The following is a 14,008-nucleotide window of genomic DNA, read 5'->3' on the forward strand; positions in this document are numbered from 1 at the left end:
TTTTCAAATTAACGAGACGGGCTTTTACCCGTCTCAATTTATTTACAGTCAGTTCGATGTAAAATGTCATGCTGAGCGAAGCGAAGTATCTATAAAACAGATGCTTCACTCCGTTCAGCATGACACAGCAACAATCTGTTGCTATGTTAAAATCAAGATGTTATACTTAGACCGAATTCACGTTATTTCGTAGACTATGAATCGTAAAATATTCAATTTCTTAGTTATCTGTGTAACTATACTACTTGTGAACCTGCTTACAACGTTTGTTACTGATTATTTCATGACCTATAAAAACCATACAAACTATCTTAAGTTTACTGCAATTGGTATGGTGGCAATAGTTTTGGTATTATACCCAGCATTTGAGTATATTAATAGATTAGTAGAAAGATTTACAACTAGTTTTCTTAAAAAGGGAAAGAATTTTTTTGGACGTACACTTGGTGTATACATTGCTTTTTGCATTATAATATTTATACTTTATTGCATATATGCTCGAATTTGGTTTCATTTAAATGTTATTGAAATCATTTTCAATAGAATAGTAGGATAATTTAATTATCATTGAAACATCTCTAAAACTATCCTTTTTCATTTTCCAAAAAGCAACCTTATATACAAGTTTTTCATCTTTAGTAAAAAAACAAGATGATGAGAAAAACAGTTTATTTTCTAGTTTTATTTTTCGTTATATGCTTTGGAACAACAAATTGCATTAAAACGGATAATAATTATTTGGATGTATCAAGTTTTGACAAACTAAGGCTTGACACCATTGTTTTCACCCATTCAATGAAGGGTTGGGAACTTTACAGCTGGCAGGTTGGCTCGAATTGGAAATACTCGTTAATGGTAGGAACTAACTCACTAAAGACCTATTCGAGTATTATCAATAATCATATAAGCGTCACAGGAGAGGATTCTATAAAGGTATTATTGAGTAGACTACCAAACGAAGAAGAGGTTTTTTGGATAGGTAAGAAATGGATAGCAGATATTATGCAAATAAATTTTGGTGAAATACAATTACCTCCAAGATATGTTCAAATTGATATTAAAGAGTTCTGTGATAATCATAATTTAAAGTTGACTATCATAGAATAGCATTATCATTTACCCCTTAGCAGGTATAGAAAGCCTTTATATTTGCCTCCCCTGAACACTTTTTTATCCCAACCAACTGCTTCTATAATATAGTAGTAAACCCCATCGGGGGCATCGGCTTTATTCCCATTTATCTGACCATTCCATCCCTCCCATGTTTTTGGGTTTCCTGAATATTTGTAAACAAGCGTTCCTCCTTTACTGAAAATAAAAATATTAAACGTTTTTATTGAGCTTATATTTACAACTGGTTCTTTGAGTTTAAAAAAATCATTTACACCATCGCCATTCGGTGAAAAAACGTTTGGAATAGCATCCGATTTTATTGTAGACGTATCAACCTGAGCAAATAAAGTCATTGTATCCCTACAACCAGTACTAACTTTTACTGCAATATGCTCAATAGGATATTTCCCGGGTATCATCTTTTCGGGAGTTGGGTAAGCATCAATTCGTTCAGTAAACAATAAACTATCGCGCCAAACAATGCTATCGCCACCGTGTTTAAAGAGTTTTTCATCGTTTAAAATACGCCAGTAAATTGAATCGGAATTTATCGATTTGCTTTCCAACTTCATTTTTAAAGGTGCTTCTCCCTCTGGTTCTGTGCCACCATCCTTCCAAGCTCCATCAACTTCAGTGAAAACTGAAAAATCTGCCTTAGGTGCTTTTCCAATTAGAATAGATGTTTCATAAGTAAGAATCCTTCCAAAGGGATTTGAAATCCGAATATCATACTTAGAATCGTAAAGTGGTGCAGTATTCTGTATCAACAAAAATAAGGTTGACGAGGAAGTAAAGGTTACTAGAGAATTACTTGCATGCCAAATAATGTTTTTGAAGTAATCAGTCCCCAACTTATTAATCTCGGGATGAACGGGTGTTTTAGATAAATCCCAATAGGTGAAATAATCGTAAGCAATAGCGTATTTGCTCGGTTGTAATTTTGTATCCAAAGATAGAAATGTACAATTATTGTCTATTTCGATATTGCTAATAATCACATCATCAATCATTACCCAACATGTATATACCTCGGTGACATTATCGGAGATTCTAGTAATCGATACCCTATAACCACCCCTGCTAAGGTTTGTAAGATTGGATTCCGTAACACCATTTTCAGTGGCAAATTGCACGAATGGATTAACCACATTGGGGTTAGCCTCATCAAATTTATACCATATAAAGTTTGAATTTGCGCCATTTGAGAATTTCGCTTTTAATGATCCTTTTTTAGGAGATGCAATAGATGAAAAGAAAACGTATACAGAATCCTGTTTTGCATTATTCGCAAGGTATTGTGTTAAACCCGCCCAATCTCTTACTGGCGAGTTAAGTTGAGCAGTAGAAATATTTGAAATGATTAGCAAAAATGCTAGTATTTGTATGCTAAATAGGGTTTTATTTTTTTTCATTCCTGTAAATCAAATAAGACACAATATTAACAAATAAATGTGAATTAGAAGTTGTTGGATGAACGTTGCTTGTTTATTGTAATCAGCAAAAAATATCATTCGTCATTACATAATCTCAATTCCTCTTTTAACTCCTAGCAATTGTAATAAACACTATTAAACCTCGATTATTGTAGGCAGCTAAAATAATGTTAACAACAAATTATCTCATTGTTTGCTATAACGAATAGCTGCTTGTACATTTGTTGGCTTATAAAAATAACGAAAGGGTATATATAGTGCAATTCCTTGATGAATTAAGTGATGTGCAGCGAGAGGCGGTTATGACTACCGAAGGGCCGAGCCTTATTATTGCCGGAGCGGGATCTGGGAAGACTAGAGTTCTCACATTTAGAATTGCAAATTTACTCACACAGGGTGCTCCTCCGTGGTCAATCCTTGCATTGACCTTTACCAATAAGGCAGCCAGAGAGATGAAGGAACGCATTGCCAAGATTGTTGGCGAAAGCACTGCTTCTCAGCTTTGGATGGGAACTTTTCACTCAATGTTTCTAAAGATATTGAAGTATGAGGCAGATAAATTGGGCTATTCAAAAACCTTCTCAATTTACGATACAACCGATTCGAAAAATCTTGTTAGCTCAATAATAAAGGAGTTAAATCTTGATACTCAGATTTATAAAAACGGAGAGGTTTTTAGTAGGATTTCATCAGCTAAGAATAACCTAATTACTCCACAAGCATACGCTTCGAACACCAATCTAGTTGCTTTTGATAGACAAAATCGCAAACCCGAAATTGCCCGAATTTATGCACTTTATGCACAACGATGCTTCAAGGCATCGGCTATGGACTTTGACGATTTACTGCTTAACACGAATATACTTTTTCGAGATTTTCCAGATGTATTGGCAAAGTATCAACAAAAATTTAAGTTTATTCTTGTTGATGAGTATCAAGATACCAACTACTCACAATATTTAATTGTAAAGAAACTAGCTTCGCAGCATAATAATGTTTGCGTTGTTGGTGATGATGCTCAAAGTATTTACTCATTTAGAGGTGCTAAAATTGAAAATATCCTTAATTTTAGAAACGACTACCCTAGCTACAAGTTTTTTAAGCTAGAGGAAAATTATCGATCCACACAGAATATTGTAAATGCTGCAAACAGTATAATTTCAAAAAATAGTCGGCAGATTAAAAAGGTATCCTTTTCCTCAAAAGAGGAAGGCGATAAGATTAAAGTTTTAAAAGCCTTTACCGATCAAGAGGAGGGTTATATAGTTGCCTCGGAGATATTGAATATTCAATATCGCGAGCATGCTCCTAGCAAGGACTTTGCTATTCTATATCGCACCAATGCTCAATCGAGAATATTTGAGGAGGCATTGCGGAAACGCAATATTCCCTATAGGGTTTATGGAAGTTTATCATTTTACCAACGAAAGGAAGTAAAGGATATCCTAGCTTATTACCGCTTATCAATAAACCCCAGCGATGATGAGGCTTTAAAAAGGATTATCAACTACCCCACCCGGGGTATAGGCAATACAACAATGGAGCATATTGCCGAGGTGGCCAATGCTAAAAATCAAAGTATCTGGGTAACGTTAGAGCAGATTGATAGTGATAATGCTGGTCTCAAGTCTGGGGCAATAAAAAAATTGAAAGATTTTATTGGCATGATGCGCCAATTCCAAAGTTCCGTTTTTAATGTAGATGCATATGAATCTGCATATGCAATTGCAATGGGAACCGGAACAATTCGTGATTTGAAGGAGGATAAATCATTTGAAGGAATTGCTCGTTTTCAGAATATAGAGGAACTATTGAACAGTATCAAAGAGTTTACTGAGAGCCAGAAGAAGGAAGGGGTGACTGATATAATTACTCTTGCTGATTACATGGAAAATGTATCACTTCTCACCGATGCTGATACTCAAAAGCCCGAGGATAGAGATAAAGTAACCGTTATGACTATCCACTCGGCAAAGGGTCTTGAATTTAATTACGTATTTCTAACAGGGGTTGAAGAGGATCTATTCCCATCCAAAATGACTGTTTCAACTCCCGATGAACTTGAAGAAGAGCGAAGATTATTTTATGTAGCTATTACACGTGCCGCAAAAAAAGCAACCATTTCATACGCCCAAACACGCTATAAATGGGGTAATTTGACGCATTGCGTACCAAGCCGTTTTATCAGTGAGATTGATCCTGAATGGGTTGATATGCCAGGAGATATTAATGCTCCTGCGGAAACGTCTAATTCAATGACATCTGCTAAAAATCCTCGTTTTGGGTCTAACCAAAAATCAGGGTTAAATATTACACCTATTCCACAAAGCGAGAAAAGAGATCAGAATAGCGGAGGGCTATACCGAAATCCTTCTATCAACAAAAGAGACGATGATGCAGGTGATACTTGCGATCCTTCGAGCATTGTAACCGGGGTACAGGTATCTCATGAGAGATTTGGTAATGGTAAAGTTATTAATGTTGAAGGTGAAGGTCAGAATCGTAAAGCAACGGTTTTCTTTCAATCTGCAGGTCAAAAGCAACTGCTTCTGAAATTTGCACGGCTGAAAATTATTGGATAATCTGCGTGTCTAAATTTTACAAAAGACCTGTTTTTATGATGTGGATTTTCAATATTTTTAGTAAAAGTAAATGGTTAATATATTTTGCCCAATAATCTGAGAATAGTTGAGTTTGGGTAATAAAACTATTCAGCAAAATAAGGTTTTAGACCATGTGCTTTTTTGATTTGACAACCTGCGTGGTAAAACCTTACAGGTTTTTTTTCTGAATTAAACTTTCAACCGAATTTATAGATTCTTCAATTTCATTCACATTAAACGGTTTGCAATAATACTTATGGATAATTTTAGTGTTTAATATTTCTTCTATCTCGGGTGAGATATCAAAACCAGTTAAAATATAAAAAATAACTTGAGGAAATTCTGTTTTTGCTTTTTTAGCAAACTCAACGCCATCCATACCAGGCATTTTCATATCGCTTATAACAATATCGATCTCAGGATGTGCCCGAAGTAGTTCTAATCCTTCAATGCCTGACAAACAAGTTATTACGTTATATTTTTTTTGAAAGTTTATTCTAAACAGTAATAAATTTGTTTGCTCATCGTCTACGTAAAGGATTGTTTTCTTTTCATCCATAATTATATGGTTTTAAGTTGGTAATTTTATAATAACATTCGTACCTTTTTTGACTTCTGATTGAATCTCAACAGATCCATTAAATTCTTTTATTATCTCATAACTAATCGATAGTCCAAGACCAGTGCCTTTACCCGACTCTTTGGTAGTGAAAAAAGGATCGAATATTCTACTTAAATTCTCCTTGGGTATACCCAGCCCTGAGTCAGATATTGTAAGCATTAACTCATTTTCAAGCAAAGTGGTAGTGATAGTGATAGAACCCTTATCATCAATTGCTTGAATGGCATTAGAGAGTATATTCAATACAGCTTGATGTAATCTCCCCTCGTTTGCAACAACTGTAAATGAATCATTGGTAAACTGCTTTATTATATCTATCCTATTCTTTGTTTGAATACTAAGCATAACCAAACAATTATCAATAATTGAGTGGATATCACAATTTTCAGAAGTTGATTCAGTTTGTCGGCTAAATCTATTCAAACTTTTTACTATATCTGCCGCTCTAATAACACCAATATTAACAGCATTAATAAGTGGGTTAACATTTTCAAGGTGATCGCTTAAATTATCAACAAAATAGTTATTAATAGCTTGAATACCCCCATTAATGAAGTTCAATGGATTGTTAATTTCATGTGCAACTCCTGCCGCAAGAACCCCCAGTGAAGCCATCTTTTCAGCATGGACGAGCTGTTTTTGTGCGCTTTGCAAATTACTTAGAGCAGCTTCTAGTTCTAGTCGTTGAGCGTTTAACTCTTCGTTGGCTTCAATTAGTACTTCATTAGTAACCTTAAGTTCTTCGGTTCGCTCATCTACAAGTAGTTCTAAATGATCTTGATGTTTCAGAAGTTCTTTTTCAATATTTTTCTTTTCGGTAATATCGCGGAGGATCGATTGTAAGAGAATTTGATCGTTCAGCGTTATTTTTGATATGATTCCACTAAACCAATGATTATCACCAGAAATATCGATCATACGATAATCGATTATCCCAGTATAAATATTATCGCTTGACATCAGATGTTGGACAGTCTCTTTAACCATGTAAATATCCTCATGGTGAATATATGCAGCAATGTTTGAATTAGAAAAATCGTTTGGATTAATTCCAGTAATTTTCTCGAGTTGTTCATTTGCAAAAACGATATTCCCATTTTGATCTGAAATCATTATGATATCAGGAAAATCATCGATAATTGTTCTGTATCGTTCTTCGCTTTCTTTCAATGCTTTTTCGGCTTTTTTGCGCTCAGATATATCACGAACTATAGCGTGCAGTAAATACTCCCCTTTTATCATAATTCTATTAAGACTTACTTCAGCATAAAACTCAGTGCCATTATATTTTTTGTGAAGCCACTCAAAAAACTGAGAATTACCATTTAAAGCAGCATTTATCTTCTCCAAAGTTTTTTCCTTAGACAATCTACCATCAGGTTGAAATTCTGGCGAAAACTCAACAGGAGAGTGACCAATTATCTTATCACTTCCACATCCAAAAATCTGACTTGTTGTTGAATTACAATCCAGAAATTTAAATTTATTCATAATAAACATGGCATCACTTGAGGCTTCAAATAGCGATTTGAATTTGAATTCACTTTCCCTTAAAGCTTTTTCAGCATTTTTCCTTTCGGTAATATCAATAATTATTCCTCTGAAACCAACCAGCTTTTGATTCTCCAAAATTCTACTTGTATAGGTTTGGATTGGAAATGTTTTTTTATTCTTTTTAACGGCAGTATATATATATCCTTTATTAGTTTCACCATCCATCAATCGTTTCATATTCTCAGAAGCGAGTTCTTGTTCTTCTTGAATAATGGCTGAAAAAATATTTATGCCCTTACGAAAATCCTCCTTACTGTAACCAAAAATCTCAAAACCTGATTTGTTAACATAGGTAAGTCTCCCACTTAAATCAGCTTCGAATACGGTTTGAGGCAATAAATCTGTCATCTCTCTAAATTTATTTTCACTTTTTTCCAATTCATTTTCTACATACTTGCGTTCATTGGTGTCTGATATCGCTCGATCAATAGATTTTTTATTAATTTTAAAAGTACTATACCCTGCAATCCCTGTAAAAATCATAGCAAAAGATGTATCTACTAAAAAATCAACAGCAGATGCATTAGAAATAGAAAATTGTTGTTTAAAGATTTTAACAAAAATGAAAAGCACAATAATATTTACTAAAATATAGACCAAGATTGTTTTCTGATATTTTATTATAAATAATGGCATCATGGAAAGAATTGCCACAATAATAACAACGGTATCTAAGCGAGCAATAACTTCGCTCTTATCTACCCACATTACAAACCAAACACTCGAGAGAGATGAAATAAGGAGCAGATGCGCTGCAAAACCATAAAGACCTCGCATTAAAAGAAAAAGAGCAATAATGAAAATAATCGCCATTGAAAATTCCGAAAGAATTATTGGCAGGTATAATTTACCATAATCAGAACTTATAGTTTGTATATAACCGGTTGAGAATATAATCAGTGTTAAACCGATAATAACTGAAATACTAAAATAATAAATTAAACACACCCTCTGCTGCAATGCAAAATCTGAATCTTCATATCTACTTAATACCTTAGGAAGTTTTCCTCTTTTCTTATTTTTCGACTTATAACCAATATGAATTCCAATATCCATAAATATTTTTCTAGTACTTTTTTTATTATCCTTAAAATCTGTAAATTAATTCATTTGAAGGTTATTTCACTTGCAATAAAATTGAGATGAATCTTTAAAAAAAATGATATATCTCATTCTATTTGAAACGCTGTTTTTAATTTCTCCTCCACAATGTGATGCTTTTTGTTTAAAATTAGTCCAAAAGAAATTTGCTAACAAATTCTTTAGCTGCTCAATAGACAATTGAATCCTAAGTGAGGTCAAAGGTTTAATTAATATATTTTATACCTTATTTCCTGAAAATCCTTTACTTGTTATGCCTTTCCAATTAATTTTTGGGTATTGTCAGAAAAAGTCTACTTTTGATTCCGATATTACAGACTATCTGTAAGGCAGATACTATCAAACATTATAGATATTCGTTTAAAACTCAACAAAAAGACATTGGAAATATTTGAGATTATTGCCACCACACTTTTCGGTTTAGAAGAGATACTTGCACAAGAACTTCGCGAACTTGGTGCGGCTGATATTGAAGTATTGAGCCGTGCAGTAAGGTATAAAGGAGATCGGGAGATGCTTTACAAAAGCAACCTGCTCCTACGAACCGCTGTAAAAGTTTTAAAACCGATTGGTACATTTTATGCAGCAAACGAACAGCAACTGTACGATAAAATTAAAAAAATAAATTGGGACGAATATTTTAGTTATAATAAAACATTTGCAATTGACGGAAGCACACATAGCGAAATATTCACCCATTCCAAGTTTATTGCCCTAAAATCAAAGGATGCAATTGCCGATCAGTTTAGGGAGAAATACAGCATTAGACCCTCCGTTGATACTGAAAATCCCGATCTACGTATCAATGTGCATATTAATGACAAAACGGTTATTGTTTCTTTAGATAGTTCGGGATCCTCGTTGGGTAAACGTAACTATAGGCTTGCTCAAACAGAGGCTCCAATAAACGAAGTGCTCGCTGCCGGAATAATTTTATTATCTGGATGGGATAAAACCTGTGATTTTATAGATCCTATGTGTGGATCAGGCACATTTCCCATTGAAGCAGCTTTACTTGCTAATAATATTCCATCTGGCAGAAACCGAAAATTTGGTTTTGAAACATGGGGTGATTTTGATTTAAATTTATGGAATGATGTTAAAGCCAAGGCCGATTCTAATATTATTTCATCTAACGTAAAAATTTTTGCAAACGATATTGATAATAAAGCATTGGACATTGCTTTTGCAAATGCTAAAAGAGCAGGCGTAAGCAATCTCATTACTTTTGATACTATTGATTTTTTTCATACATCTCATGATACTGGAAAGGGGCTTGTTGTTATGAATCCCCCATACGGTGAGCGGTTGCAAATAAATGAAATCACTAATTTTTATCAAGATATCGGATCAAGACTTAAGCACTTCTATCAGGGTTGCGATGCATGGATTATAAGTGCCAACTACGAAGCCCTAAAAAATTTCGGGCTAAGAACTTCTAAGAAAATAAAATTGTATAATGGTCCACTCGAATGCCGATTACAAAAATATGAGCTATATCAGGGGAGCAAGAAGGTTAGTAAGATTGGGAATGAACCAACTCATTAAGAGGATTGTATCAAAATAACTAAAACTAGGTCTAAAGATTCCGATGAATATAGAGTTTGTTCAAACAATATAAAATGCGGGATATAAAACAATTCACATTATTAATCATCTTTTCAATAACCATTTTGTTTTTATCATACAATCAGCTAGTTTTGTAGCAGAAGAGAAACGATTGACTTATTGCTATAGTAAAGTTGATAAATTACCACCTTTCAGAAAATTAAAAAGTACTTATCCTTACCTTAAAAAGTAATCGTTTTCTTATATTTGATAGCAAACAGAAATCTATAAAATGGATTACAACACAAGCAGAAAAAAGCTTAACCTCCCCGAGTACGGCAGAAACATCCATCAAATGGTTGATCATTTATCTACCGTTGAGGACAGAGATGAACGTAACCGATTAGCAAGAGTGCTTATTGGTATAATGGGCAATATGAACCCACATCTTCGGGATGTTAACGATTTCAAGCATAAACTTTGGGATCACCTATTCATCATGTCTGACTTTAAGATTGATATAGACTCCCCATACCCTATTCCAAACCTTGAAACCTATCAGGAAAAACCAAAAACTGTTCCCTACCCCACACAGCCAATTACTTTTAAACACTACGGACGTTCTATTGAGCTGATGATACAGAAAGCAATTGAAATGGAAGAAGGACAGCAAAAGGAAGCCCTTACGCAACTTATTGCAAACCACATGAAAAAGGCTTACCTGATGTGGAATAAAGATTCCGTTTCGGACGATGATGTAATAAAGGATCTAGCAAGACTATCAGGAGGAAAATTGACTTTAGCAGTTGGTACAAGGTTGAGTGATAGTCGCGAAGTCTTCAAAAATAAGCGTAAATTCGTTCCACGAAAAAAATAACTTACTTAAGCAGCTATGGCCACATTTGAGGTATATGGCGGAAAGCCGCTCAAGGGTGAACTACACCCTCAGGGTGCTAAAAACGAGGCATTACAAATTATTTGTGCCACGCTTTTAACTCCCGAAAAGGTTACAATTCGAAATATTCCCAGCATCAGAGATGTGGTTAAACTCATCGAACTGTTAGAGTGCATGGGTGTTGAAATTAAGTTTACCGAGCCTTCTGTCTGTACATTTCAAGCCAAAAACGTTAACGTTGAATACCTCACCACTGATGACTTCAAAACCAAGGCAGCCAGCCTTAGAGGTTCTATAATGGTTGTTGGGCCGTTACTTGCCCGCTATGGTATAGCGTACATTCCAAAACCAGGAGGTGATAGAATTGGTCGCCGTAGACTCGATACCCATTTCATCGGATTCGAAAAATTAGGCGCATCGTTTAACTTCGATACGAAGGAAAGTTTCTTTAAGGTTGAGGGAAAAAATCTCAAGGGTGCATATATGCTACTTGACGAGGCTTCTGTTACTGGAACGGCTAATATTCTTATGGCAGCAGTGCTAACCCCTGGTAAAACAACCATTTTTAATGCAGCCTGTGAGCCTTACGTACAGCAACTTAGCAAAATGCTTCTTCGCATGGGTGCTAAGATTTCAGGTATAGGCTCAAATCTTTTGGTGGTTGATGGCGTTGAAAATCTAGGAGGATGTGAACACACAATCCTTCCCGATATGATTGAAATTGGTTCGTTTATAGGTCTTGCGGCTATGACCCATAGCGATATCACCATAAAAAACGTTTCGTACGAAGATTTAGGAATTATCCCCGATTCTTTTAGCCGACTTGGAATCAAAATGGAGAGAATTGGCGATGATATTCATATTCCCGAGCAGAGTAATTATGAGATTGATACCTTTATAGATGGTTCGATTCTAACAATTGCTGACGCTACTTGGCCTGGTCTCACACCCGACCTTCTTAGCGTTTTTCTTGTTGTTGCTACACAGGCCAAAGGCTCAGTTCTAATTCATCAAAAGATGTTCGAGAGTCGATTATTCTTCGTTGATAAGCTAATTGACATGGGCGCACAGATTATCCTCTGCGACCCTCACCGTGCAACGGTGATTGGACATAATCACCAATTGCAACTTCGCCCTACAACAATGACATCTCCTGATATTCGTGCAGGGGTTGCCCTTCTTATTGCAGCACTTTCTGCCGATGGAAAAAGCACCATCCATAACATCGAGCAGATTGATCGTGGCTACGAGAATATCGATAAACGGTTGAATGCTATTGGGGCAGATATTAGAAGAATTGGATAGTTTTAATTTGTTAGTTTGATACTAACCGCACATTATTCGTTCGTATCCCACAATCTTTTTTTTCTACTACTTGCCTCTTTTCAGGCATTTTTAAACCTTTTTTGGGAAAGGCACTCTAACCTCAAACTATAACCAAACCACAAAGCATGAAATCTCTTTTCATAACTCTTGCAGTTTTTTTACTACTAATAATCACCTCAATTACTTCTGCTCAAGAAGATCCTGTGGTTCAAAAAATCATTGAGATAGGAAAAACCGATAACCAAACAATGAAACATCTCGATATACTTTGTAATCGATTTGGAGGAAGGTTAATTGGATCCGATGCTTATGAAAATGCGGCAGAATGGGCTGCAAGTAAATTTAAGGAATGGGGAATGCAAGTGGAGATGGATGAGGCTGGAACTCTTCCTGTTGGTTTTAACCGTGGCCCTTGGTTCGGAAGAATGTTGAGCGATAATGGCATGATTCTTCATTTCGCCACACCATCATATACATCAGGTACAAAGGGTGTTCAAAAGGGTCATGTGCTGATTGAGCCAAAATCCCAAGGTGAATTCAACCACATGAAAGGGAGACTTAAAGGAGCATGGGTACTAATATCTGGCACAAGTACTGGTTGGCCAATTGATATATCAAAGGAAGCAGATATTGAACGCGCTAAAATAATTGCAGAAAACGCAATAATTGAAAAGAAAAATGATTCAATCAATGCCTTAAATAGGAAGGCTCGTGAAACAGATGGTAAAAAGATTGATCCACTACCCTTTAAAGAAGAACCTGCATTATTTTACAAACAAATGATTGATGCTGGTATTCTAGGAATAATCCAATCCGCAAAAATTCCAATCATAGCATTATACGATCGGAAGAATATCGATAGTATGACATTCGAAAAACTGCCACAAGTACCCGATATCAAACTCGATGAGCATCAATTTCAGATAATTGAACAGATGGCTAAAGAGCGTCAACGCTTTGATTTAGAGTTTGATATTCGCAATCATTTTAAAATGGGACCCATCAAATATCACAATGTTATTGGAATTATTCCTGGCACTGAATTCCCTGATGAGTACGTGATAATGGGCGGTCACCTTGATGCTTATGATGTTGGTACAGGTGGTGTTGACGATGGTTCTGGTTCTACACCAGCAATGGAAGCCGCTCGCTTAATTATGAAGGCCGGCGGTAAACCAAAACGTACCATTCTGGTTTGCTTATGGGCTGGTGAGGAGTTTGGGCTTTTAGGTTCTACAAGTTGGGTGATAAGAAATCAGGATAAACTTCCCAAAATATCTAACATGTTTAATCGTGATGGAGGACCAACTGTTGCCAATAGTTTGAGCGTGTCTGATGCCATGTGGTCTGATATCGAAAAAATTTGCCAACCCTTGAATAACATCAATCCCAATTTCCCCTTCACCCTTAAGAAAAAAAATCCAAAAGAGCGTCCCAAAAAAGCGACAGGTACGGATAGTAGTCCATTTGCAGTTGTAGGAGTTCCTACAATGACATTTAATACCGAAGATACTAAAGGGTACAACTTCAGTTATGGAGAAATATGGCATACTGAAAGAGATCTTTACAATATGAGTATCCCAGAATATCAAGAACATACTGCTATTGTTACTGCTGTTGTTGTTTACGGAGTAGCCAACCTCGATCATCTTTTATCCCGAGAAGGGTATTATCTTCCTGACACCAAAAAAGAGGAGAAAAAAGAGGTAAAGAAAAAGAAATAACTATAACAAATACTTCGCATAAAAACCCACCGTTGCAACGATGGGTTTTTTATTACCTTTGTGCCAAATTGTCGGAATAAATTCCATGG

General features: G+C 35.5%; 10 protein-coding genes. 7 read left to right on the forward strand and 3 right to left on the reverse strand.

The window, feature by feature from the left end; all coding sequences use genetic code 11:
- The first annotated feature begins 196 nt into the window (after positions 1-196).
- Positions 197-556 (forward strand): hypothetical protein, encoded by a 360-nt coding sequence (locus tag HOO91_04620; protein ID NOU16824.1) that lies wholly within the window; start codon positions 197-199, stop codon positions 554-556.
- A gap of 98 nt (positions 557-654) precedes the next feature.
- On the forward strand, positions 655-1,107 hold the full coding sequence (locus tag HOO91_04625; protein ID NOU16825.1) for a hypothetical protein: 453 nt from the start codon (positions 655-657) through the stop codon (positions 1,105-1,107).
- Positions 1,108-1,112: 5 nt separating this feature from the next.
- Here the strand turns inward: HOO91_04625 and HOO91_04630 are convergent, their stop codons facing one another.
- Entirely contained in the window at positions 1,113-2,525 is a 1,413-nt protein-coding gene (locus tag HOO91_04630) for a gliding motility-associated C-terminal domain-containing protein (protein ID NOU16826.1), read from the reverse strand.
- Positions 2,526-2,800: 275 nt separating this feature from the next.
- Between HOO91_04630 and HOO91_04635 the strand changes: the two genes are divergently transcribed.
- Positions 2,801-5,128, forward strand: a complete 2,328-nt coding sequence (locus HOO91_04635) for a UvrD-helicase domain-containing protein (GenBank protein ID NOU16827.1) — start codon at positions 2,801-2,803, stop codon at positions 5,126-5,128.
- A 190-nt stretch (positions 5,129-5,318) separates the two neighbouring features.
- Here HOO91_04635 and HOO91_04640 read toward each other — a convergent pair whose 3' ends face one another.
- Together HOO91_04640 and HOO91_04645 are read right to left on the reverse strand one after the other, a co-directional pair.
- Positions 5,319-5,708 carry a response regulator gene (locus tag HOO91_04640; protein ID NOU16828.1) on the reverse strand — a complete coding sequence of 130 codons (390 nt, stop codon included), beginning with the start codon at positions 5,706-5,708 and terminating at the stop codon, positions 5,319-5,321.
- Positions 5,709-5,720: 12 nt separating this feature from the next.
- The gene (locus HOO91_04645; GenBank protein NOU16829.1) at positions 5,721-8,381 is read right to left on the reverse strand and encodes a PAS domain S-box protein; all 2,661 of its coding nucleotides are present in this window, start codon (positions 8,379-8,381) and stop codon (positions 5,721-5,723) included.
- 426 nt (positions 8,382-8,807) lie between these two features.
- Between HOO91_04645 and HOO91_04650 the strand changes: the two genes are divergently transcribed.
- The 4 genes from HOO91_04650 (at position 8,808) to HOO91_04665 (ending at position 13,919) form a co-directional block, all read left to right on the forward strand.
- Complete coding sequence (locus HOO91_04650) at positions 8,808-9,974, forward strand: class I SAM-dependent RNA methyltransferase (GenBank protein ID NOU16830.1); 1,167 nt, start codon at positions 8,808-8,810, stop codon at positions 9,972-9,974.
- Positions 9,975-10,266: 292 nt separating this feature from the next.
- The gene (locus HOO91_04655) at positions 10,267-10,851 is read left to right on the forward strand and encodes a DUF4290 domain-containing protein (protein ID NOU16831.1); all 585 of its coding nucleotides are present in this window, start codon (positions 10,267-10,269) and stop codon (positions 10,849-10,851) included.
- 15 nt (positions 10,852-10,866) lie between these two features.
- Entirely contained in the window at positions 10,867-12,174 is a 1,308-nt protein-coding gene (gene murA / locus HOO91_04660; protein NOU16832.1) for a UDP-N-acetylglucosamine 1-carboxyvinyltransferase, read from the forward strand.
- A 146-nt stretch (positions 12,175-12,320) separates the two neighbouring features.
- Positions 12,321-13,919: a M28 family peptidase gene (locus HOO91_04665; GenBank protein NOU16833.1), complete on the forward strand. Its 1,599-nt coding sequence runs from the start codon at positions 12,321-12,323 to the stop codon at positions 13,917-13,919.
- The last annotated feature ends 89 nt before the right edge of the window (positions 13,920-14,008 follow it).

Source organism: Bacteroidales bacterium, from assembly GCA_013141385.1.
Classification (GTDB): domain Bacteria; phylum Bacteroidota; class Bacteroidia; order Bacteroidales; family Tenuifilaceae; genus UBA8529.

Coding starts and splice junctions, on each gene's coding strand:
- HOO91_04645 (NOU16829.1), bottom strand. CDS start 8,381: ATGGATATTGGAATTCATATTGGTTATAAGTCGAAAAATAAGAAAAGA.
- HOO91_04625 (NOU16825.1), top strand. CDS start 655: ATGAGAAAAACAGTTTATTTTCTAGTTTTATTTTTCGTTATATGCTTT.
- HOO91_04630 (NOU16826.1), bottom strand. CDS start 2,525: ATGAAAAAAAATAAAACCCTATTTAGCATACAAATACTAGCATTTTTG.
- HOO91_04640 (NOU16828.1), bottom strand. CDS start 5,708: ATGGATGAAAAGAAAACAATCCTTTACGTAGACGATGAGCAAACAAAT.
- murA (NOU16832.1), top strand. CDS start 10,867: ATGGCCACATTTGAGGTATATGGCGGAAAGCCGCTCAAGGGTGAACTA.
- HOO91_04655 (NOU16831.1), top strand. CDS start 10,267: ATGGATTACAACACAAGCAGAAAAAAGCTTAACCTCCCCGAGTACGGC.
- HOO91_04665 (NOU16833.1), top strand. CDS start 12,321: ATGAAATCTCTTTTCATAACTCTTGCAGTTTTTTTACTACTAATAATC.
- HOO91_04620 (NOU16824.1), top strand. CDS start 197: ATGAATCGTAAAATATTCAATTTCTTAGTTATCTGTGTAACTATACTA.